The 22,235-nt window shown below is 58.5% G+C and carries 20 protein-coding genes and 1 pseudogene; 7 read left to right on the top strand and 14 right to left on the bottom strand.

Annotation, left to right across the window (positions count from 1 at the left end; genetic code table 11):
- Window positions 1–10: 10 nt before the first annotated feature.
- Window positions 11–1,321: a nicotinate phosphoribosyltransferase gene (locus HBA49_RS02320; RefSeq protein WP_005521331.1), complete on the top strand. Its 1,311-nt coding sequence runs from the start codon at window positions 11–13 to the stop codon at window positions 1,319–1,321.
- Between the two features lie 30 nt (window positions 1,322–1,351).
- Entirely contained in the window at window positions 1,352–3,397 is a 2,046-nt protein-coding gene (locus HBA49_RS02315; RefSeq protein ID WP_005525790.1) for an ATP-dependent DNA helicase, read from the top strand.
- On the opposite strand, the gene HBA49_RS02310 is transcribed toward HBA49_RS02315, so the two are convergent.
- The 4 genes and pseudogenes from HBA49_RS02310 to nrdF form a co-directional block, all read right to left on the bottom strand.
- Complete coding sequence (locus tag HBA49_RS02310) at window positions 3,394–4,179, bottom strand: aminoacyl-tRNA hydrolase (RefSeq protein ID WP_005525697.1); 786 nt, start codon at window positions 4,177–4,179, stop codon at window positions 3,394–3,396. The genes HBA49_RS02315 and HBA49_RS02310 overlap by 4 nt on opposite strands.
- Before the next feature lie 4 nt (window positions 4,180–4,183).
- Window positions 4,184–5,494: a phosphoserine phosphatase SerB gene (gene serB, locus HBA49_RS02305; RefSeq protein ID WP_005526464.1), complete on the bottom strand. Its 1,311-nt coding sequence runs from the start codon at window positions 5,492–5,494 to the stop codon at window positions 4,184–4,186.
- A 104-nt stretch (window positions 5,495–5,598) separates the two neighbouring features.
- Window positions 5,599–7,331: pseudogene (gene ctaD / locus HBA49_RS02300) on the bottom strand (aa3-type cytochrome oxidase subunit I).
- Window positions 7,332–8,013: 682 nt separating this feature from the next.
- Window positions 8,014–9,006 (bottom strand): class 1b ribonucleoside-diphosphate reductase subunit beta, encoded by a 993-nt coding sequence (nrdF, locus tag HBA49_RS02295; protein WP_005526194.1) that lies wholly within the window; start codon window positions 9,004–9,006, stop codon window positions 8,014–8,016.
- 359 nt (window positions 9,007–9,365) lie between these two features.
- Between nrdF and HBA49_RS02290 the strand changes: the two genes are divergently transcribed.
- A complete protein-coding gene (locus HBA49_RS02290; RefSeq protein ID WP_005521323.1) occupies window positions 9,366–9,851 on the top strand; it encodes a ferritin in 486 nt (161 codons plus the stop codon).
- Between the two features lie 360 nt (window positions 9,852–10,211).
- Here HBA49_RS02290 and nrdE read toward each other — a convergent pair whose 3' ends face one another.
- The 4 genes from nrdE to ykgO all read right to left on the bottom strand — a co-directional run bounded on the left by nrdE (window position 10,212) and on the right by ykgO (window position 13,975).
- Complete coding sequence (gene nrdE / locus HBA49_RS02285) at window positions 10,212–12,371, bottom strand: class 1b ribonucleoside-diphosphate reductase subunit alpha (RefSeq protein ID WP_005525845.1); 2,160 nt, start codon at window positions 12,369–12,371, stop codon at window positions 10,212–10,214.
- Between the two features lie 75 nt (window positions 12,372–12,446).
- On the bottom strand, window positions 12,447–12,881 hold the full coding sequence (gene nrdI / locus HBA49_RS02280; RefSeq protein WP_005525974.1) for a class Ib ribonucleoside-diphosphate reductase assembly flavoprotein NrdI: 435 nt from the start codon (window positions 12,879–12,881) through the stop codon (window positions 12,447–12,449).
- 84 nt (window positions 12,882–12,965) lie between these two features.
- Window positions 12,966–13,199, bottom strand: a complete 234-nt coding sequence (gene nrdH, locus HBA49_RS02275) for a glutaredoxin-like protein NrdH (protein WP_005521318.1) — start codon at window positions 13,197–13,199, stop codon at window positions 12,966–12,968.
- A 653-nt stretch (window positions 13,200–13,852) separates the two neighbouring features.
- Window positions 13,853–13,975 carry a type B 50S ribosomal protein L36 gene (gene ykgO, locus HBA49_RS02270; protein ID WP_005511141.1) on the bottom strand — a complete coding sequence of 41 codons (123 nt, stop codon included), beginning with the start codon at window positions 13,973–13,975 and terminating at the stop codon, window positions 13,853–13,855.
- 117 nt (window positions 13,976–14,092) lie between these two features.
- On the opposite strand from ykgO, the gene nadE reads away from it, so the two are divergent.
- A complete protein-coding gene (nadE, locus tag HBA49_RS02265) occupies window positions 14,093–14,938 on the top strand; it encodes an ammonia-dependent NAD(+) synthetase (protein WP_005521316.1) in 846 nt (281 codons plus the stop codon).
- 12 nt (window positions 14,939–14,950) lie between these two features.
- Here nadE and HBA49_RS02260 read toward each other — a convergent pair whose 3' ends face one another.
- Genes HBA49_RS02260 through HBA49_RS02240 form a run of 5 tightly spaced genes read right to left on the bottom strand, consistent with a single transcriptional unit; the run spans window position 14,951 to window position 19,881 of the window.
- A complete protein-coding gene (locus HBA49_RS02260; RefSeq protein WP_005526223.1) occupies window positions 14,951–15,832 on the bottom strand; it encodes a fructosamine kinase family protein in 882 nt (293 codons plus the stop codon).
- Between the two features lie 52 nt (window positions 15,833–15,884).
- Window positions 15,885–16,295 (bottom strand): pyridoxamine 5'-phosphate oxidase family protein, encoded by a 411-nt coding sequence (locus HBA49_RS02255; RefSeq protein WP_005526140.1) that lies wholly within the window; start codon window positions 16,293–16,295, stop codon window positions 15,885–15,887.
- A gap of 34 nt (window positions 16,296–16,329) precedes the next feature.
- The gene (locus HBA49_RS02250) at window positions 16,330–16,917 is read right to left on the bottom strand and encodes a GNAT family N-acetyltransferase (protein WP_005526010.1); all 588 of its coding nucleotides are present in this window, start codon (window positions 16,915–16,917) and stop codon (window positions 16,330–16,332) included.
- Window positions 16,914–18,659 carry an ABC transporter ATP-binding protein gene (locus HBA49_RS02245; RefSeq protein ID WP_005525712.1) on the bottom strand — a complete coding sequence of 582 codons (1,746 nt, stop codon included), beginning with the start codon at window positions 18,657–18,659 and terminating at the stop codon, window positions 16,914–16,916. The genes HBA49_RS02250 and HBA49_RS02245 overlap by 4 nt, the downstream gene beginning before the upstream one ends.
- A 10-nt stretch (window positions 18,660–18,669) precedes the next feature.
- Window positions 18,670–19,881, bottom strand: coding sequence for a TetR/AcrR family transcriptional regulator (locus HBA49_RS02240; RefSeq protein WP_162019708.1), 1,212 nt, complete (start codon window positions 19,879–19,881; stop codon window positions 18,670–18,672).
- A 148-nt stretch (window positions 19,882–20,029) separates the two neighbouring features.
- Here HBA49_RS02240 and HBA49_RS02235 point away from each other — a divergent pair, with 148 nt between their 5' ends.
- A complete protein-coding gene (locus tag HBA49_RS02235) occupies window positions 20,030–20,368 on the top strand; it encodes a DUF3024 domain-containing protein (protein ID WP_005521296.1) in 339 nt (112 codons plus the stop codon).
- A gap of 152 nt (window positions 20,369–20,520) precedes the next feature.
- Window positions 20,521–20,796 (top strand): FoF1 ATP synthase subunit delta/epsilon, encoded by a 276-nt coding sequence (locus HBA49_RS02230; RefSeq protein ID WP_005521295.1) that lies wholly within the window; start codon window positions 20,521–20,523, stop codon window positions 20,794–20,796.
- Window positions 20,797–20,799: 3 nt separating this feature from the next.
- Here the strand turns inward: HBA49_RS02230 and HBA49_RS02225 are convergent, their stop codons facing one another.
- A complete protein-coding gene (locus HBA49_RS02225) occupies window positions 20,800–21,186 on the bottom strand; it encodes a VOC family protein (protein WP_005526163.1) in 387 nt (128 codons plus the stop codon).
- Between the two features lie 193 nt (window positions 21,187–21,379).
- Here HBA49_RS02225 and HBA49_RS02220 point away from each other — a divergent pair, with 193 nt between their 5' ends.
- Complete coding sequence (locus tag HBA49_RS02220) at window positions 21,380–21,577, top strand: hypothetical protein (protein ID WP_005525991.1); 198 nt, start codon at window positions 21,380–21,382, stop codon at window positions 21,575–21,577.
- The last annotated feature ends 658 nt before the right edge of the window (window positions 21,578–22,235 follow it).

Genomic DNA, 22,235 nt, shown 5'->3' with positions numbered 1-22,235 from the left:
CTTAGCGTTTATGTACGATTCACTTTCCACCGCGCTGCTGACCGATATGTACGAGTTGACCATGCTGCAGTCGGCACTTGCCGACGGCACGGCGCACCGCATGTGCGCATTCGAAGTGTTCTCCCGGCGACTGCCAAACGAGCGCCGCTATGGGGTGGTGGCTGGCACCGCCCGCGTCTTGGAGGCCGTGACGAATTTCCGGTTCACGGAAAAACAATTGGAGTCGCTGGACTTCCTCAACCAAGAAACCCTGGATTACCTGCGTAATTATCGGTTTACTGGGCAGATTGATGGGTATCGGGAGGGGGAGTTATATTTCCCCTACTCCCCCATCATGCTGGTTCGCGGCACCTTCGCCGAATGCGTTGTGTTAGAGACCCTGATCTTGTCCATCCTCAACGCGGATTCCGCGGTAGCATCGGCTGCCGCCCGCATGATTACCGCCGCTGACGGCCGCCCCATCATCGAAATGGGTTCCCGGCGCACCAATGAATTGGCCGCGGTCACCGCCGCCCGGGCCGCCTACCTGGCCGGGTTCACCGCGACTTCGAACCTGGAAGCGGTCCACCGGTATGGGATTCCCGGCACCGGCACCGCCGCCCACGCCTGGACCCTGCTGCACATCAATGATGACGGCACCCCCAACGAGGAGGCGGCATTCCGCTCCCAGGTGGAAACCCACGGCACCGACACCACGCTGCTGGTGGACACGTATGACATCACCCAGGGGGTGAAAACCGCCATTGAGGTGGCGGGCACGGAACTGGGTGCGGTGCGTATCGACTCCGGCGACCTTGGGGTCATGACCCGGAAAGTTCGCCAACAATTGGACGAATTGGGGGCCTATAACACCCAAATCATTGTGTCCTCCGACCTGGACGAATACGCCATAGCCGGGCTGCGGGGCGATCCGGTGGACGGGTTTGGTGTGGGCACCTCCGTGGTGACCGGTTCGGGCGCACCAACAGCTTCCATGGTGTACAAGCTTGTGGAGGTGGATGGGTACCCCGTCGCAAAGCGATCGCTCAACAAAAACTCGGCGGGCGGCAGTAAGCGCGCCATCCGCACGCATCGGGCAACGGGCACGGCCGTTGAGGAAATCATCTACCCGTTCCGCGCATCCCAGCCGGAGATCGGTAATCTCACGGCCACCATGCTCACCGCCGAGCTCATGCGGGATGGGGAAATCGTTGCCGGGCAGCCCACGCTGGAGGAATCCCGCGCTTACCTTGCGCACCAGCTTGTCACCCTGCCGTGGGAGGGCCTGGCGTTGAGCAAGGACGAGCCGGTCATTAGCACCCGCTATGTGGGTTTTGTGTAAGATTATTCGCCCAAGGATTGTCATAAAGGAATGACCGCAACCGAATTGCTCGCCGCCGCAGTCACGGCACTGGGCGGCGCGACTAGACCTGGTCAGGTCGCCATGACCGAGGCAGTTGCCACGGCGCTGGAGTCCGAGCGGCATCTTGCCGTGCAGGCCGGCACGGGCACCGGTAAATCGCTGGCCTATCTGGTGCCCGCCGTCGCCCACGCCCAGGAAACCGAAAGCACGGTGATTGTTTCCACCGCCACCATTGCGTTGCAGCGACAGCTGGTGGATCGGGATCTGCCCCGCCTGGCCGAATCGCTGGAACCGTTGTTGGACCATAAACCCAGCTTCGCCATTATGAAGGGCCGGCAAAACTACCTGTGCCAGAATAAGGTGGCGCAGGCCACGGCGCTGGAGGCCGACGATCCCAACAGTGGTGATGCCGACGGCAACGCAGGCGGCGCGCAGACCGCGTTGGTGGATGAATCGGAGCTCAGCTGGCTGGGCCGGCACATGGCCCGCATCTACGAATGGGCGAACGAAACCGAAACCGGTGACCGGGACAGCCTGGAACCCGGGGTGCCCGACCTGGCCTGGCGGCAAGTATCGGTGGGAGCCAAGGAATGCATTGGTGCCAACCGCTGCCCCTTCGGGGATTCCTGCTTTGCGGAATTGGCGCGGCGCAAAGCCCGCGACGTGGACGTGGTGGTCACCAACCACGCACTGCTGGCGGTCGACGCCATGCTGGACATCAATGTGCTGCCCGACCATGATGTGGTCATCATTGACGAGGCCCACGAATTGGATGACCGCATTACCTCAATGGCCACCACGGAAATCGGGGTGACCGCGCTCAACATGTCCGCCCGGCGCGCCGGCAAGCTGGGCGCGGAGGGCCGCGATGAAAAACTCATTGATGTGGCCCGCGAATGGGAGCAGGTCATGATGAGCATTGATCCGGGCCGGCTCACCACCCTCCCGGAAGTATTGCGCCCAACCTTGGTGGCGTTGCAGGATGGTTTGTGGCAGTTGCAGCAAACCATTGGGCGGGCCCCCGAGGGTGAGGCCGCTAATGAGCCCGAACGGCACGCGGAGCGGCTGAGTTTGGCGAACCATTTAACGGAGCAGCATGATGCGGTGGCACGCATTTTGTCGGCGTTTCCCGCCCACCCATCCCTGTCGCCTGACGACGCCACTTCGCCGGAACCAGCCACCCCTCCTGGGAGCGCTGACGCGCCGGAGGATGTGGTGTGGGCGGTAGTGGACGAACGGCGCGGCACCATGCTCAAGGTGGCGCCACTGTCGGTGTCGGACTTATTGCGCAGCAGACTGTTCGACCACAACACGGTGGTGCTGACCAGCGCAACACTCACCATTGGCGGCAATTTCAACGCCATGGCGGCCAGCTGGGGGTTACCGGCCGGCAGTTGGGATCACCTCGATGCCGGCACCCCCTTCGACCCGGCCAAGTCGGGCATTCTCTATGTTCCCCGCCATGTGCCGTTTCCGGGGCGGGACGGGCTGCACGAAAAAACCCTGTCGGAAATGTATGAGCTCATCATGGCCGCTGGCGGCCGCACCCTGGGGCTGTTTTCGTCACGACGGGCGGCGGAACAGGCAACCGAATCGTTGCGGCGCCGCCTACCGTTCGACGTGCTGTGCCAGGGCGACGACAGCATGGGGGCGCTGGTGGATAGATTCGCCAAGCAGGAAAACACGTGCCTGTTCGGCACATTAACCCTGTGGCAGGGGGTGGATGTACCGGGAAAGAGCTGTTCGCTCGTGATTATGGATAAGATCCCGTTTCCCCGCCCTGATGACCCGCTGCTGCAGGCCCGGAAAGAGGCCGCGGACGCGGCAGGCCGCAACGGGTTCATGGAGGTGGCTGCCACGCATGCGGCACTACTGATGGCGCAGGGCGCGGGCCGGCTCTTGCGGCACACCACCGACCGAGGTGTGGTGGCAATCATGGACAAGCGGCTCATTGAGAAACGCTATGGTGGGTTTCTGCTGAATTCGCTGCCACCGTTTTGGCGCACCACCGACCCCAAAGTGGTGACGGGGGCGCTCAAACGATTAGTGAGCTAAGGGCGGGGGCTGGCAACAACGGTCGCGGTGTTGGGCGCCACCTCGGTGTAGCCGATATCCCGAATGGTGACGGCGCCGGGGGCGTCAACAAGCTGGGCGAAAACATCGGGGTCGGTTTCGACAACACACAGTTCGAATCCCCGGCGCGCCCACGATTGCACCCAATCGAAAGGTTGGTGGGCGGCCAACAGCATGGAGCCGTGGCCGACTTGGGCGGCGGCCTTGCCCAGGCTCATGCCGAGGCCGGCATCTACATAGATGGTGGGGGTGTCGGCGCGCGGCGGCGGCTGGTGGTCGGCGAGGGGCAGGTCGGTGCCTTTGATTTGGAGTTTCCGGATGAGCGGCTCCACCTCATGCACGGCGCTGGGAATAAAGGCCCGCGCCTGCGCGCCATGAACGCTGCTGGTGACCCCGGGGAGGTTTTGGACGGCCTGCCAACCGGTGTTGCGGGCGCGCCGGGTGACCTTGCGGATGCGGTGGTCGTACCAGCGGTTCAGGGCGGCGGACCACTCGCCATCAGTACCGGCCTGGGGGTTGAGGCAGACGGCGACGACGGCTTGGGCCGCGGCGGCCAGCAGGTCATGCCGGCTGGGCGGGTGTTGCTTGGGCAGGTTGAGGGCGATTTGCATGGCCTGGACGGTGTCCGGCTCGTCGGGGTTTTCTGTGCCGCGGGCGGAGCGGTGGGCAAATACCTCCACAAGTCGATCGTGTGCAATTTTAAATTCGGGGCTGGTGACGTCAAGGTCCACGTCTAGGTTTGGGGGATTAGTTTCGGCGGTCATGGGATTAGTTCTGGCCTCCATCTGTGGCGTGTGCTTTCGGCGCGCTGGGCTCCGGCAGGGGGTTGCGGCGGATTTCGGCGCCGGCCTGCTCATTGGCGGCGTCGATCTCGGCGCGGGTGATGCCCAGCATGTGCAGCACCTCGTCGAGGAATGGGGAGGTCACCGCGGTGTCGGCAATTGCGCGCAATGCAGGTTTGGCGTTAAAAGCGATGCCCAGGCCTGCGGCGGAGATCATGTCAATGTCGTTGGCTCCATCCCCCACCGCCACGGTTTGGTGCATGGCCAGGCCCGAGTCAGCGGCGAATTCCGCGAGGAATTCGGCTTTGGCGGCCCGATCCACAACCCTGCCGAGAACATTGCCGGTGAGTTTGCCGTCAACGATTTCTAGGGTGTTGGCGCGAACATAGTCGAGTTCGAGTTCGGCGGCCAGGCCTTCGAGCACCTGGATGAATCCCCCGGACACCACGGCGGTTTTGTATCCGAGGCGTTTCAGGGTGGAGATGGTGGTGCGGGCGCCCGGGGTGAGGGTGATGTCGGCGGCGACTTCGGCGATGATGCGTTCGTCGAGGCCGGCAAGGGTGCGCACCCGTTCCCGTAACGATTGCTCAAAATCGAGTTCGCCCTGCATGGCTCGTTCGGTCACGGCGGCGACTTCGGCTTCTTTGCCGGCGTGGGCGGCCAGCATTTCGATGACTTCGCCGGTGATGAGGGTGGAGTCACAGTCGAAGCAGATGAGGCGTTTGGAGCGGCGAATCAGGCCGGCGCGTTCGATAGCGATATCGACCTTGAGTTCCCCGGTGAGCTGCGCGAGCGCTTTGCGTAGGGGCACGGCACCGCCGGGTTTGGGGTTGGGCACGGTGACTTTGAGCTCCAGGCCGGTGACGGGATAGTCAGCGATGCCGCGGATGGTGTCAATGTTGGCGTTATAGTCGGCAAGGGTTTGGCCGACCCGGGCAATATCGCTGGCGGATACCGGGTTGCCGAGGATAACGATTTCGTGAGTGGAGCGGGGGCGGGAGGAGGACACACGGTCCTGGAGTTCCACAGTGACGGTTTGGCCGTGGCTTTTGAGGGTGTCCGCCAGTCCGGTTTTCAGCCGTTCGTGGCTGCCTGCGGGAATGCCCACATAGGCGGCGAGCGACAGGTGCCCGCGGAATGGCGCCTGTTCCACGTCGAGGATTTGCACGTTATTGGCGGCGAGCACGCGGAAGAACGCGGCGGTCACCCCCGGCTGGTCGTTGCCGATGCTGGTGACTACGGCGGGCACCAGCCCGGGTTGGAGTTCCACGGTGAATTGTTCGGTTGTTTCGGTCACGGGCGTTATTGTGCCATGTTTTTCGCTTTTCGACGCAATACAGCGGGCTAAAGCCTATAATGCTTTAGCCCGCTGTAAGGGAAGTCAGTCAGGATCGGTGTTGGTTATTTGGCGACCGCCGCTGGCTTTTTAGTCACCGGCTCGGTGTGGTGGCCGGTGTGTGCTTCACGACGCATGCGCTCAACCATGTGCGGGTAGTGCAGTTCGAATGCGGGCCGCTCGGAGCGGATGCGAGGCATGGACACAAAGTTGTGACGTGGTGGCGGGCAGGAGGTTGCCCACTCCAGGGAGTTGCCGTAACCCCACGGATCATCAACGGTCACGATTTCGCCGTAGCGCCAGGACTTGAAGACGTTCCAGATGAAGGGGATGACAGACATGCCCAGCAGGAAGGAGAACACGGTAGAAATCTGGTTGAGGGTGGTGAACCCGTCAGATTCCAGGTAGTCGGCGTAGCGGCGGGGCATGCCCATGTTGCCCACCCAGTGCTGGATGAGGAAGGTGCCGTGGAAACCGACGAAGGTGATCCAGAAGTGCACCTTGCCGAGGCGTTCGTCGAGCATCCGCCCGGTCATCTTGGGGAACCAGAAGTACACGCCGGCGCAGGCGGCAAACACCACGGTGCCGAACAGGGTGTAGTGGAAGTGGGCGATGAGGAAGTAGGATTCCGCCAGGTGGAAGTCCAGGGGCGGGGATGCCAGCATAATGCCGGTCAAGCCGCCGAACAGGAAGGTGGTGAGGAAGCCAACCGACCACATCATGGGGGTTTCCCAGGAGATGTGGCCCTTCCACATGGTGCCGAGCCAGTTGAAGAATTTCACACCGGTGGGCACAGAGATCAGGAAGGTCATGAACGAGAAGAACGGCAGCAGGATGGCGCCGGTGACGAACATGTGGTGGGCCCACACCGCCATGGACAGGGTGCCGATGGAGAGGGTGGCGAACACTAGGCCGACATAGCCGAACATTGGTTTGCGGCTGAACACGGGGACGATTTCGGAGACAATGCCGAAGAACGGCAGGGCCAGCACGTACACCTCGGGGTGGCCGAAGAACCAGAACAGGTGCTGCCACAATACGGCGCCGCCGTTGCCCGGGTCATAGATGTGGCCGCCGAGTTTACGGTCGTAGAGCACACCCAGTGCCGCGGAGAGCAGCAGTGGGAAGATCATGAGCACGATTACGGAGGCCACGAAGATGTTCCAGCAGAAGATGGGCATGCGGAACAGGGTCATGCCGGGGGCACGCATGGTGAGCATGGTGGTAATCATGTTGATGGCGGAGAGCACGGTGCCGACACCGGTGGCGCCCACACCAATGATCCACATGTCGGAGCCGACGCCGGGCGAGTGGATGGAGTCCGCCAGGGGCATGTACATGGTCCAGCCGAAGTCTGCGGCGCCACCGGGGTGAGGAAGCCCGCGAGCATGGCGATACCACCGATGAGGGTGATCCAAAAACCGAAGGCGTTCAGCCGGGGGAATGCCACGTCGGGGGCGCCGATTTGCAGTGGCAGAATGTAGTTGGCGAACCCCCACACGACGGGGGTGCCGAAGAGCAGCAACATGACGGTGCCATGCATCGTGAACAGCTGGTTGAACTGTTCGTTGGATAGGAACTGCAATCCGGGAGTAAAGAGTTCGGCACGGATAAGTAGTGCCATGAACCCACCGAGGAAGAAGAACGAGAAGGACATGATGATGTACATGATGCCCAACTGCTTATGGTCGGTGGTAGTGAGCATTTTCCAGGCTAGCGAGCCAATTCGGGCTTCACCAGTCGGTGCGGGCCGCGTGGGCTGGGAGTAATTCTCCTGCCGCGGTGCCACAGCGGTCATACGATCCTCCTGACTTTCACTAAGACACACACCACACCTATATGTGGTTAATGAATCATTAGGGAATGTGTCTCAAAATTACGCTTCCTCATTTTAGGGGAGATCGGTAATGATAATCCACCTCATTTGGGTGTGCTTTTCCCGCATGCTACCTGTTATTTTCGTCGTTGGAAAAGGCTTTTTCTGCCATAAGGTATAAATCCAGCGGTTTTTCATTGGCAATAGGCTAAAACTCGATAATGACCTATTTTTCCCACATTTTGAATGTGACTTTTAACACATTATTTTTCGCGGGTTTTTCCGATTTTTGCCGCATAATGTCCGTTTTATTACCCCCGGTATGTGTCAACCCAAAGATTGAAGCTCGACCATTTGCCCCTTTTCGCCCCTTTTTAGGGAAACCCTGTCAGTTACCCCTACTTGGTTAACCTCATTCGATTAACACCATGTGGGTGCACCTATAAGATTACACCTTTTTAGGGAACCCCCGGAAGGTTAGACACACAAGGGTGTACCCATCCGGGAGCCCCCACATGCCCGCTACCCCCATTAGCCCATGGTAATTACCCCCAATAAGGACAAGTAACGAATGTGGAGTACATAGAACTCATCGGCCAGCCATCGATGGCCAACCACCGGGCGTCGGCAAGCACACCGCCGCCATGCAACGGGTGAAAAATCCCTAAAAGTCCCAGTCTTCATCAGTCGTGTTCTCGGCCTTGCCGATCACATAGGAAGAGCCGGACCCGGAGAAGAAATCATGGTTTTCGTCCGCATTGGGGCTGAGCGCCGACAAAATCGCGGGCGACACCTGGCATTCGTCGGCAGGGAAGAGCGCCTCATAGCCGAGGTTATTCAGCGCCTTATTGGCGTTATAGCGCAGGAACCGTTTTACGTCCTCGGTCCAGCCCAGGGGATCGTAGAGGTCCTCGGTGTAGGCGATCTCGTTCTCGTAAAGCTCGTAGAGCACGTCGAAGGTGTATTCCTTGAGCTCTTCCTGCCGCGCCGGCGACTCTTTTGCCAGAGCCTGCTGGAATTTATAGCCAATGTAGTAGCCGTGCACCGCCTCGTCGCGGATAATCAGGCGAATAATGTCGGCGGTATTGGTCAGCTTGGCGTGGCTAGACCAATACATGGGCAGGTAGAAGCCCGAATAGAACAGGAAGGATTCCAGCAGCGTGGAGGCCACTTTCCGCTTCAGCGGGTCGGCGCCGTCATAGTAGGTCAAAATGATTTTGGCCTTCTTCTGTAGATTCTCGTTTTCCTCACTCCACCGAAACGCCTCATTGATTTCTTTTGTCGATGCGAGCGTCATAAAGATATTGGAGTAGCTTTTCGCATGCACGGATTCCATAAATGCGATATTGGTCAGCACGGCCTCCTCATGCAGCGTCACCGCATCCGGCAACATGGATACCGCACCCACGGTCCCCTGGATGGTATCCAGCAACGTCAAACCGGTAAAGACCCGCATCGTGGTCTGTTTTTCCAGTTCATTGAGGGTGCTCCAGCTTTTCAGGTCGTTAGAGACCGGCACCTTTTCCGGCAGCCAGAAGTTACCAGTGAGCCGATCCCACACTTCCAGGTCTTTTTCATCAGGGATGGTGTTCCAATTGACGGCGTGCACTGGTTCTTTGTGGGTGGCTAGGTATTGATCTTCGTCACTGTTGAGCAAAACGCACTCCTTCGTAGCTGAATGAGACTTCGATTATAACCGCGTCTTTCACCGTATTCTCGCGGCCAATTTTCCGCCAACCTCACCAAAAATATATGATTTACATCACATATCACTGGATCATTTTTAGGTTTACCTATCTTAAGAATCGGTACACTTTTAGTCCCTGTTCACCGCGGTATTTGACCCCAAAATTGGGTAAAAACCGGCGTTCACCACAGCATTTAGATAGGTGTCTACTTTTAAAGACCACTCCGCCAATAGGTACTTAACTTAGGATATCCAATACCTGAAAACCCGGGTTAAGCTGGGCTAACTTTACCTGACAACCGAAAAGATACTCGTTACACTCTCACACCATGAGCATCAATGAAAAACTCGCAGCCGCATTGAATAATCAAGTGACCGCCGAGCTGGAAGCCGCAATGGTTTACCTGCAAATGTCCTACATCCTTGAGGATCTGTCCCTCAACGGCATGGCATCCTGGATGAAGAAGCAGCACGCCGAGGAGCTGGAGCACGCCCAGAAGTTCGCCCAGCACCTCTTGGACCGTGATTACACCCCGCAGATCGGTGACATCGCTCCGCCTAAGGTTGACGTTGCTTCCGCCAAGGACGCTTTTGAGGCAGCATTGGCCCACGAGCAGAAGGTGACCGGGTTGATCCGCGAACTCTCCGTTCTTTCCGATTCCCTCAAGGATTTTGAATCCCGTCCGCTGCTGGACGAATTCCTGGAGGAGCAGATCGAGGAAGAGTCCAGCGTGAGCGACATCCTCGACCGCCTCAACTTTGCCGGCGAGGGCCTGGGCGTTCTCTTCATCGACAACGAACTGGCCAAGCGCTAAATTCCAGCACTCATAGTGCAGCCCGATAGCCCGCACTGTTTTTGCACCAGCCCTGCGAAACAGTGCGGGTTTTCTATTTGCCTATCGACGCCCACCTACCGGCACCGGCGTCGCCTATGAGCGACGCCGCCCATAGGCCAAAATCCCGAAGATCGTGGCACATGACAACACCCCGCCTATGGACAGGCAGGACCCCACCGAAAGCACAGAGCAGGCCGAACCCACTGATCCGATAGATAACACCGACCCCTTGGAGCCGATCGACAATATGGACTTATCCGACCAGAGGCTGAGGAAGGAATCGGTTGAACCAATAGACCATTTACTATTACTACTCACGTGTCTCAGCCTACCGCCGGACTACAGCATGCAGGATACGCACCCCTCAACTTCGGTGCCCTCTAGGGCAACCTGGCGAAGCCGAATGTAGTACAGGGTTTTAATGCCTTTGCGCCACGCATAGATCTGGGCCCGGTTGATGTCACGGGTGGTCACGTTGTCCTTGAAGAACAGCGTCAGGGATAGCCCCTGATCCACATATTTCGTGGCCGCGGCATAGGTATCGATCACCTTCTCATAGCCGATCTCGTAGGCGTCCTGGAAGTATTCCAAGTTGGTGTTGTCCATGTGCGGGGCCGGATAGTACACCCGGCCAATCTTGCCCTCCTTGCGGATTTCAATCCGGGAGGCGATCGGGTGGATCGACGAGGTGGAGTTATTGATGTAGGAGATCGAACCGGTGGGCGGAACCGCCTGCAAATTACGGTTGTATAGCCCGTGGGTCATAACATCGGATTTGAGCGCATCCCACTCCGCGGCGGTGGGCACGGTGATGCTGGAGGCGTCGAAAAGCTCCTGCACCTTGGCGGTTTTCGGCGCGAAGTCCGCGGGAGAGAACCGATCAAAATAGGCACCGGAGGCGTATTCGGAATCCTCGAAGCCACCAAACGACTGCCCCCGCTCTTGCGCAAGCTTGTTCGAAGCACGCAGGCATTGGTAGAGCACGGCCGCAAAGTAGGCGTTGGTGAAGTCTAGCGCCTCTTCGGAACCGTAGTGGATGCGTTCCCGCCCCAGGTAGCCGTGCAGATTCATCTGCCCCAGGCCAATGGCGTGAGCGTGCTCGTTGCCTTTGCGGATGGAGGGCACCGAATGGATGCTGGTCTGTTCGGACACGGCCGTCAGCCCGCGAATGGCGGTTTCCACGGTTTGGGCGAAGTCGGGGGAATCCATGGCCATGGCGATATTGAGCGAGCCCAAGTTGCAGGAGATATCCTCCCCCACCTCATCGTAGGTGAGATCGTCGTGGTAGGTGCTGGGCGAATTCACCTGCAAAATTTCCGAACACAGATTCGACATGTTGACGCGGCCGGCAATAGGATTGGCGCGGTTGACCACGTCTTCGTACATGATGTAGGGGTAGCCGGATTCGAATTGGATCTCGGCGAGGGTTTGGAAGAACACCCGGGCATTGATCTTTTTCTTGCGGATTCGGGGGTCTTCCACCATTTCTTGGTAGTGCTCGGTGATGGAAATGTCGGCAAATGCCTTGCCATATACCCGCTGCACATCGTAGGGACTAAACAGGTACATGTCGGAATTATTGCGGGCCAATTCGAACGTAATATCGGGGATAACCACGCCGAGCGATAGGGTCTTGATCCGCACCTTTTCGTCCGCGTTTTCCCGCTTGGTGTCCAAAAAGCTCAGGATGTCCGGGTGGTGGGCGTTGAGATACACCGCACCTGCGCCTTGGCGGGCCCCAAGCTGGTTGGCGTAGGAGAAGGAGTCTTCGAGGAGTTTCATCACGGGGATGACGCCGGAAGACTGGTTTTCGATGTGTTTAATGGGGGCGCCGGCCTCGCGCAGGTTGCTGAGCAGCAGCGCCACTCCCCCGCCGCGTTTGGAGAGTTGCAGGGCGGAGTTTATGGACCGCCCGATGGATTCCATGTTGTCTTCGATGCGCAGCAGGAAGCAGGACACGGGTTCGCCACGTTGCGCTTTGCCCATGTTGAGGAAGGTGGGGGTGGCGGGCTGGAACCTACCAGTCATAATTTCGTCAACCAGGTGGCGGGCCAGCTCGGTGTCGCCGTCGGCCAGCCCGAGAGCGACCATGCATACCCGGTCTTCGAAGCGCTCCAGGTAGCGGGTGCCGTCGAAGGTTTTCAGCGTGTAGGAGGTGTAGTACTTGTAGGCGCCGAGGAAGGTACGGAACCGGAATTTATGGGCGTAGGCCTGCTTAAAGAGATCTTTAATGAAGTCAAAGTCGTAGCGGGCGAGCACCTCCGGGTCGTAGTACTTGTTTTCGACCAGGTATTCCATTTTTTCTTCCAGGTCGTGGAAGAACACGGTGTTGCGGTTGACGTGTTGGAGGAAGAACTGGTTGGCGGCCTCCCGGTCCTTGCCGAATTGGATTTGCCCATTGGAGTCGTACAGGTTGAGCAGGGCGTTCAGCGCGTGGTAGTCGAGCTGTTCTTTTTCGCTGGCCGGTTCAGCCACGGACTTACCGTAGGTTGTGGTCACAAATACACCTTCACTGACGTAGTTGGTTTGGGTTAAGCGTAATGGGTGCGGCGGCGCGCTTAGGTACCGACAGGCTTAGCCGAGCGGTAAAAGTCCTAATTGTTCCGCATTGTCGAGGAGCCCAGCGCGAACCGCTTGGGCGTCCTCGGGTAGTCCCATGAGTTCGAAACGATACACGTAAGGGACGTGACATTTCGCAGCGATGAGGTCTCCGGCTTTTCCGAAGTCCACACCGAAATTGGAGTTTCCGCTGGCTATGACGGCACGAATGAGGTTTCGGTTGTGCGGGTTATTGAGAAACCGGATGACCTGCGGCGGCACGGGCTTGGTGTTCGTCGCGCCGCTTATCGACGCCCCACCGCCGTAGGTGGGACAAATGAGCACGTAGGGTTCGTCCACCACCAGGGGCGGTTCGGTTTTACGCAGTGGTATGCGCTTACTGGGCAGGTCGAGCTTTTCGACGAACCGTTCGGTATTACGGGTGGCTGAGGAAAAATAGACGACGAGCATGGGGGCTGGTCACCTTTCTGGCAAACGAAAAGCCGCCCCGAATGCACTTCATGCTAGAGGGCGACCTTAAGATGTGATGTGGGCTTACGCAACCGTGCTGGCCAGGCTGGAGATGCGTTCTGGCCGGAAGCCGGACCAGTGGTCGCCGTCTACCTCAACGACGGGAGCCTGCATATAGCCCAGGGAGAGCACGTATTCGCGGGCGGCTGGATCAAGGCTGATGTCTACTACTTCGTAATCCAAACCGGCACGGTCGAGTGCTTTCTTCGTTGCGTTGCATTGCATACATGCTGGCTTAGTGAATAGCTTAATAGACATAGCTTTAAAAATCCTTCAGCAATGTTCGAATATCGGAAGCTCAACAAGTGTTGAACAGATAAGTACCTAGTGTCCGCCATGTGATTTTCAAAACAACATTCGATCGTGGTGCTGTCTGTCATGTGGCGACACCAAAAGACACTATACGTTGTGGTGTTTTAGTGCAAGAAACCCGATATATAGTAGTTACCGGAATGATATCCCCAGCTGGGCATCAGCCTACACCCCACATATTGACGTTGCCGCACGGCCTGACGCCGACCTTGCGAGAGCCTTAAATTTTGCCAACACGAGATTGCCGCAGCTCAATCCCTATCAACCGCTCAAAAGGTGACATTAATCACTCAGCTTCTTTTTAGTTTTAGTAGGTAGTGGAAATGCTAAGGGTTGCACATGACACCCTTTAAGCAGGAAATTACCCATTTATCATTTAAATAAAAATTTAATAACATTTTACTGTTACGGCTTGGCAATCCTGATAATTCCCCGATTTTTTCGCCGATACCCCGTTCGAAGCGCCCTTATTTTTACCACCCCCAAACCAAACATCATTCGAACAAAACAACCGCCTTTTTGGGCGGTGATTTTACTTCACTCAACCCCAAAAGGCGGTTGCTTGCAATGTATTTTTGGTGCCGTGCGGCACCCCCGAATTAACCCTGACGGGCCTTGAACCGGGGTTCCTTCTTGTTGATCACATAGACCTTGCCGCGACGACGCACAACCTGGGCGCCCGGCTTGTTCTTTAGCGACCGAAGTGACTTACGGACCTTCATCGGGCGCTCCTTTCTTGATTAAACTTTTGGCATCAATCAGCCAAGGACACGAGCAACTATGGTATCGCACCTGGGGCACAAACACCAAAAATACCCAATCTGATTAGGATAAAAGCCATGGACCACGCGGCACATATCAAACAAGAGATCATTAATTTTCTCCACGTCAAGCCCCGCGTCGACGCGGAGGAAGAAATCACCCATCGGGTGCAATTCCTCACCGACTATCTGCTCTACAGTCATGCCAGAGGCTTTGTATTGGGAATCTCGGGCGGCCAGGATTCCACATTGGCCGGCAAGCTGGCACAGTTGGCCGTCGAAAAGCTGCGGGCGGTAGGCACCGATGCGGAATTCTGGGCCATGCGCCTGCCATACGGGGTGCAATTTGACGAAGAGGATTGTGAGATCGCCTTAAAATTCATCCAGCCGGACCACACGGTCACAGTGAATATTAAGGAGACTACCGACGCCCAGGCGCGGGCCGTGGCCGAGGCGCTGGGGCAGGAGAAGCTCACGGACTTCAATAAGGGCAATATCAAGGCTAGGGAGCGCATGATTGCCCAATACGCGCTCGCGGGCGAGAAGAAACTCCTGGTCATTGGCACGGATCATGCGGCGGAGAACGTCACGGGCTTTTTCACGAAATTTGGCGACGGTGCCGCCGACCTGGTGCCGCTTTTCGGTTTGAGCAAGCGTCAGGGCGCCCAGCTGCTGCGTCACCTGGGTGCGCCGGAATCCACGTGGCGGAAGGTGCCGACCGCGGACCTGGAGGAGGACCGCCCGGCGCTCGCCGACGAGGACGCCCTGGGGGTGACCTATGCGGACATCGACACCTATGTGGAAAACACGGGCCTCATTCCCGCGGAAGCGCAGGCACGCATCGAACACCTGTGGCAGATCGGTCACCATAAGCGGCATTTGCCGGTGATTCCGCAGGACACGTGGTGGCGGCAATCGCGGTAACTCGCCGCCAGGTTAGCCCAGGAGCCGCACCACGTCGGTGGCGCACCGCAGCAGCTCGTGGCCATAGCTGGGGCCGTGGGTGAAGGCGTGCACGGCGAGTGGGTGCAGCTGGTGAACGGGGATGAAGTCCCGCCAGTCGTCAGCCAGGGGCCGAACAGACTGGTAGCCTTCGAATACGTCTTCGATGAATGGGGTTCCGAAGAGGGCGAGCATGGCCAGGTCGGTTTCGGGGTGTCCGCCGTGCGCTGCCGGGTCGATGAAGAACGGCTCGACCCCGTCACCATCGACCTCGCCGTTGTCAGCGCCGGCATCGTCCAGGGCAGTTTCGGTGAGCACGTTTTTGCTGACCGGGCGCCCGTAGAGCAGGTTGCCGGACCACAGGTCCCCGTGGATGCGGCCGGCCACACCAGGTGCCACGTGGGCACTCTCCCAGGTCGCCGCGGCGATGAGTTCACAGGCGCGTTCGACGGTTCTTTCTGGGTCGTGGATGTTTCCGGCATCCATAGCCTTGCGGTAGAACGGCAGCACCCGTTGCGTGGTGTAGAACCGCGCCCAGTCGGGGTCTGGTTCGCAGGCCTGGATTTGGGTGCCGATGAAGTTGGGGCCGGGCCAGCCTAGCGGCGGGCTGCCGAAGGCGGGGGCACCGGCCAGGTGGATGTGGGCGAGTTCCACGCCTGCGGCCTCAGCAGCGGCTCTGGTGGGTCGCTTCGGGGTGATTTTGGTGGTGCTGATGGTGTGGTCGCTCACTGCCACGACCTTCACTACCTGGGGTGATGCCGCCCCGAGCCAATTGAGACCGGCGGCCTCAGCGTAGGCCGAATCTGGCTGGTCAACGTGTTTGGTAAAGACTTCGCCTTGCGCTACATCTGATAAGGGTACGTCGTGAGATGTCACAATAGAATGAGCTTTCGATACGGTAATTTATAGGTGCTACCCTTTTAGCCTACTAGTACCGTTCGATTTGATTGCTCAGTCGGAAGCTTCTACCGCTGATTTCCCGTGGTGTAATGCGAATATAATTTTGTTTACGGGTGGGCACCCAGGGGGTAAGATCCAGTGTGTCAATATAACATTTCTCGCTGTAATCGCGTACCTGTTCGGCATCACCTTTGACAACTACGGACCATGCTTCGTTGGCCTCCACATGATCCACTTCGAAAACCACATCACTATTGGTCATGATGCCGGACAGTTTCGTGCCCGGCGCGGTGCGAAAATAGAGGTTTATTCGATCAGTGACGTAATTGATGGGGAAGATCTCTAGGCCGTCGCGGCTGTGCATCACGATGCGCCCCAGCTTGTGGTTGCTCAAATTCGCCAGGGCTTGGTCGGCGCTGAGGATTTCAATGGTTGCCATACCCTCAAGTTTTACCGAGTTTTACCCGGTAGCGCTAGGATTTTCGCAACATCACAACCGACTCGGTACGTGGCAAAACCGATACCGTTGCCAGGGGGTGAAATCCGTGACGTTGGTATAGCCGCGCGCTGCCAGCGGTGGTTGCCTCAAGAAATATTGGGTCGTCCCCCGAAAGCTCCAACCGATGCTCCAGTAGCGCACTGCCTACCCCATGCCCTTGCATGTCGGGGGAAACCACAATATCGGTGAGGTACCAGTGGGGTTCTTCCGGTTGATACTGGTCTATTGCTTCTTGGTGTTTGATGCCGCGCCGCAGTGCGGGCACGAACTGTTCGACGCTGGCCATCGCCCGTTCGATGATGCCGGGTGGGGGCTCGGCGCCGTCTTCGGGTGGGGTGAGGAGCAGGGCCCCGGCGACGCGGTCGTCGAGGTAGGCGACGTCGAGTGCTCGGCCGGTTCCCACGTGTCGCAGGCCCGCGTTGATTTCCGCTTGGATGAGGTGCCGGCGGAGTCGCCGGGTGGGCATGATGGCGGTCCACACGGGGTCGTCGATGAAGCCGTCGGCGAAGAGTCGGGCGAGTTGGGGTCGGTTGATGGTGGGGTTGGTGTGAATGGTGATCATTTGTCCAGGCTAAGTGCTGCTACGAGTTGTTGGTAGAGAGGGTTGTCGGTCATGAGTTGGTGGTGGGTGCCTTGGGCGATAATGCGGCCGGCTTGCATGACCGCTATGTTATCGGCGTCGACCACGGTGGAGAGTCGGTGGGCGACGGTGACGACGGCGTGTCGGGTGGCGTAGTCGGTGATGGCGTCGTGGATTGCGCCTTCGGATATGCCGTCGAGTTGGGCGGTCACTTCGTCGAGCAGGAGAATGTCGGGTTTGGCCAGCAGCGCCCGGGCGAGGGCGATGCGTTGTCGTTGGCCGCCGGATACGTTGGTGTCTGTGAGTTCGGTGTCGAGGCCTTGTGGCAGGGTGGCCACGTGCTCGTCGAGTCGCACGGTTTTCAGCACCACATCGATGTCTTCCGGGGTGGCGCCAGGGTTGGCGAGGGTGAGGTTGTCGCGCAACGTGCCGGGCAGGGTGGGGGTTTCTTGTTCCACGTAGGCGAAGTGTGCACGGATTTCATCGGGGGCGAGCCCCGGGTAGGGGGTACCGTTGAGGCGGAGTTCTCCGCGTTCGGGTTGGATGAAGTCAAGCATGGCGGAGAGCATGGTGGTTTTTCCGGCGCCGGAAGGCCCGACGATGGCGGTATGGCCGACCCGGGGCACGGCGAGGCTCACCCCATCAAGAATGGGGGCACCGCCTGGGGTGTATCTGGCTGTTACCTGGTCGAATTCCACTATGGTGTCGCCGCTTTCGCTTGTCGACGCCTTGGCGTCGGCGTGGGTACGTTCGAAGTCGATGTCTTCGAGTTCCTGGATGCGGCCGGCCGCGGCCATGCCGGATTGCAGCCGGGTGATGCTGCCGCTGATTTGTTCGATGGGTCCGACGATGCCGAGGGCGTAGAGGAGGAATGCCACGAGTGTGGACACGGTCATGTCCCCGAGGGCGACGCGCCAGGCGCCGGCGCTCAGGATAATCATGAGGGCTATTTGCACGCCGGTCATGGCGGTTGCCCCGGTGAGGGCCCGGCGGCGCACCGCGATGATGCCTTGTTTCCGGGATTCCGTGGCCAGGCCCAAGAGTTTTGTTTCTTGTCGGCCTTGGGCGCCTGCGGCTTTGACGGTTTTGATGGCGCGTAGTGTCGCCTGGAGTTGGCCGCCGAGAACGCCAAGAGCGTCTTGGCCTTGCTGTTCGGCGCGGGCGATGGCGGGGGTCATGCGGATGAAGATTCCCACGACGATACCTATTGTGATCGCGGTTGTGAGCACCAGGATGGGGTCGAGGACCGCCATGAGTATGAGGCTGCCGATGAGCATGATGGTGCCGTCGATAAGCTCCACGAGGGAGGCTGACGATGCTTCCCTGAGGAGGACGGAGTCGCTGGTAACCCGGGTGGTGAGTTCACCTGCCGGCCGGCTTGTGAGCGGCAGCACTTTGCCGGTGAGATAGCGGTGGATCATGGAGCTGCGGGCGTCGTACACGATGGTTTCCGCCAGGCTTCCGAGGGTGATAGCTTGCCACCAGTGCAGGAAGGCACCGAGAATCATGAGGCTGGTCAATGCCGCAAGCGGCGGAACTAGGTTGAGTTCCGCCGCACTGAGGGAGTCAAGCACCCACCGGGTGGCCAGTGGGTTTGCGAGGTTCACCGCGGAGGCCCCTAGGCCCAGGACGAGGGCGAAGGCCAGGGTTTTCCGGTGTGGTCGAACATACGACCAGAGGATGGCCCTCCGGGATCGTTGTGAATGGGTGGTGTTATCAGTCACGTGTTTAAGGTTATACGGAAGAGTCCTTGGAGTCGTCGCCGGACTCTTTGTCGGAGTCCTTGTCGTCGGTGGCGCTTTCTAGTTCTTCCACTTCCACTTCCGCTTCCTCGACATCATCGAAAGAGTTTTCGGCGTCGGAGACATCCACCAGGGGCCCAGTCTCGTTGGTGAGCGCCAGGATCACGCTCTTGGCCCGGGCAATGCTTTCGGTGCTGATACCCGGATCTAGCTGGGCCTCGTGAACGAAGCTCTTGGCCGCGTGCATGGCAACGGTCACCCGATCAGGGTTGAGACCATCGGCGATGAAGTCGTCGCGCCAGCGGGCGGCATCGTCGATAAGCAGGTCGGTGATTTCGGGCATGGGGGCGAGTACACTCCACAGCTGCGCCGGATCGTAGGAGTCTTGGTATTCGAGGTTGTCGAAGAGGGTTCGGATGTAGGCGCGCAGCAGTTTGCCGGGCCGGTTTTCCGCCAGGTCAATGTTGTCATTGACTTGGTTGCGGAAGTCTTCGATGGCGTCTTCGGCGACAGAGACGAGCAGTTCGGTGCGGTTATTGAAGTGGTGCATGAGCCCACTCTTGGTGATGCCTGCCGCGGTGGCGATGGCCTGGATGGATACACCGAGGCCTTCGGTGATGAGGCTGCGGATGGCTGCGTCGAGCACACTGCGGCGGGTGTGTTCGGCGTCCCGGAAGCCGCGGCCAGGGCGTCCTGGGCGGCCCGGCCGACCGGGGCGATCATGATAGTGATCCCGCATACGACGACGGTTCTCGGCCGCTTCGTGAAGGATGCGTTGGCGCTCCTGAGCTTCTTCGTGAAGACGACGCTGACGCTCCTGGGCCTCTTCGTGGAGGCGACGCCGACGTTCCTGGGCTTCGTCGTGAAGGCGGCGGCGACGCTCCTCGGGTTCTTCGTCTACTACTTCTGGGCCCGCTTCATCCATGACTCGCTGGTACTCGTGGGCCACGTCCTTCATCATGCGCTCATATTCGCGGGCTTCTTCTTCTAGGAGACGCTGGTATTCGCGGGCTTCTTTCTTCACCCGGCGAGTGTATTCGCGGATTTCTTCCTCCAGTCCGTCGCGGAAGTCACGCCCTGGGTGGGAGCCATCCCAGGGTCCGCGTGGGCCTCGACCTCGGCGACCGCGAGGGCCACGCGGGCCACGACCGCCGTCACGGGGATCATCGTCGGGACCATTCCAGCCGAAAGGGGGTGGTGTCATTGGGGGAAACATTATTGCTCCTTACTGTTTGATCTTATCGGTCTTTTTAACCGTCTGATTAGACTGTAACACATCAGCCGCTTGCTGTCCAGTTGGACGGTTTAACAGCCCTGGGCGTCGTAAAGCAAGGACCGGTACCATCAAAATCATGGTGTTACCCGAACTCGATGTGAAATACATCCAAAAATGGTGCGCGCTTAAAGAACACAGCAGACACGGGGCGCTGTCACATTTCGAAGCGCAAACCACGAATATCCACGTCACAGTTGTGCGTGTCGATATCATCCCCACTGAAACCACCGAAATTACGCGGATGAAAAGATTCGTTGCCCGATTCCGCTATACCAAAACCACTGGTAAATGGACCCTTTATTGGCCCGACAACACCGGCAAATTCCACCGGTATAAAAGCATTCCCGGCTCAAAAATCATCCGCCCCCTCCTCGAAGCTGTCGACCACAATACCGAATCGCTCTTCACCTGGTGAACAACCCCCTGTGACAAATCAAACTCTCATGACGTCGCCACAGCTCACGGACATTACCCCCATGTAGTGCCGCAGGTGATCGGACATTTTGCCGCCCACAACGGCGGTACCATGGGGGAGTTAGCTTTGTTTTATATGAAGGATAACCGCGCATGGATAAATATCTCACCGTTCGGCTCATTGCCCCCTACGGCATTATTTGGGAAGGTAAAGCCTCATTTACCACTATCCCCGGCCAGATGGGCACCTTCGGCGTGTACCCCGGGCACGTTCCATACGTGAGTATGCTTGGCGACGGCATTGCCCACATCATTGGTATCGACAACAGTGACATGCGGTTCAAAACCAGCGGCGGCTTCGCCTTTATCCGTGATGACCGCGTGTCTATACTGATCGAAAAAACCGAAGAGGCCATCCCCCTGGACTAGGGATTACGCGGTGATTTCGACGGCGTTCCCCTCTGGGTCCTGAACCACCGCCTCGTAGTAGCCGTCCCCCGTCACCCGCGGCGGGCTCACGATGAATCCGGCATCCGCCAGGGTTTGCGCCAGCTTGTCGACGGCTTCCCTCGACCCCAGGGAGAAGGCCACATGCGCCCACCCCACCTGCTGGGGTTGCTGCGGCACATCCACGCCAGACCGGTTCATGATTTCCAGGCGCGCCCCACTGCCGAAGGTGAGAAAGTAGGTGCGCAGCCCGGTGGTGGGGTTATGGTACTGGTCGTTGGCTTTCGCCCCAAAGTAGGTTTGGTAAAACTCCCGCATAGCCTCTAGGTCGTGAACATAGACGGCCACATGCTCAATCCTGATATCACTCATATCCTTCAGTCTACAAGGCAGGACCCGAATTTTTTATCGCACGCAATGGAAAACGGAGTGACCGCTTGGCCCCCATGGTTTTGGGTGGGTATCCCCCACCTTTTTGTCATCTGACTTGTTACTTTTTCACCCTTGCCGACCACCACCACCTGCTAAAATAGGGATCTATAGCTTGAGAAAAGAGGTGACATGGATGAAAATTACTCTTTATTATTGCGGCGAAACCTTCGACTTGGAGGGTGGCGAGGCTAAAGCGCTGGTGAAACAGCTTGATAATCAGGAATACCCAGGATTGGTGACGGTGAAAACCTCCAGCGGAGAGCTCACGGTTAACCTGACCGAGACCACGAGCTTCGCGCTCCACAGGCGCAGGTCCATGAGGATCATGTAGCGACCACGCAAGTGCCGAGCTTGGGTTGAGGGGTTGCCGTGCAGAATGCGCAGCCCTATGCTCCACCGACAAACTCCAGCTCAACACTCTTGCAGCCTTATTCCAGAAGTGGAGCTTAGGCCTTATGCAACCCTGCCAGCGCTTGGACACCCACGAAACAGCATAAGTGCTGAGCTGGAGTTCGCGTTTCCTCCCGGTGGCGCTCCAGGCGTTTCAAACCTCCGCTACCCCAAACTCAAGCTCAGCACCAATGAAGCCCAACCTGTAACGCTTTATCTAAGCTCCAAAACCCGCCCAACGCACCCCAGGAACCCCAGGTTTCTTGGGAAGTGGGGCTTAGCGCATCTACTATCAACGCCTTCAACCAAGTTCGCACTTCTTCTAAGCTTGACTTCCGTAAAAACTGCGATGTTCACCTGGGCCCGAAGAGGTATCCGGGAGGGAAATCAAGCTGAGCAACCGCGCTACTTCCCCGGCTCCTCTGCCGCACATGTGCTGAGCTTGGGTTTCGGGACTATGAAGCTCCGAAACACTCCGGAAGGATTCAGAACGCAAGCTATAGCACAACTTCTAAGCTCCCTTTTCCACTCTGAATGATCTAAGTCCCTAAAACTCCCGAAGAAAGTGGAGCTTAGATAATGTGCAGCCTTTTAGGATT

It is taken from the genome of Corynebacterium matruchotii (assembly GCF_011612265.2).
Classification (GTDB): Bacteria; Actinomycetota; Actinomycetes; order Mycobacteriales; family Mycobacteriaceae; genus Corynebacterium; species Corynebacterium matruchotii.
Note: the sequence above shows the minus strand (reverse complement) of the source record. Positions and strands in the feature narration are given on the sequence as shown.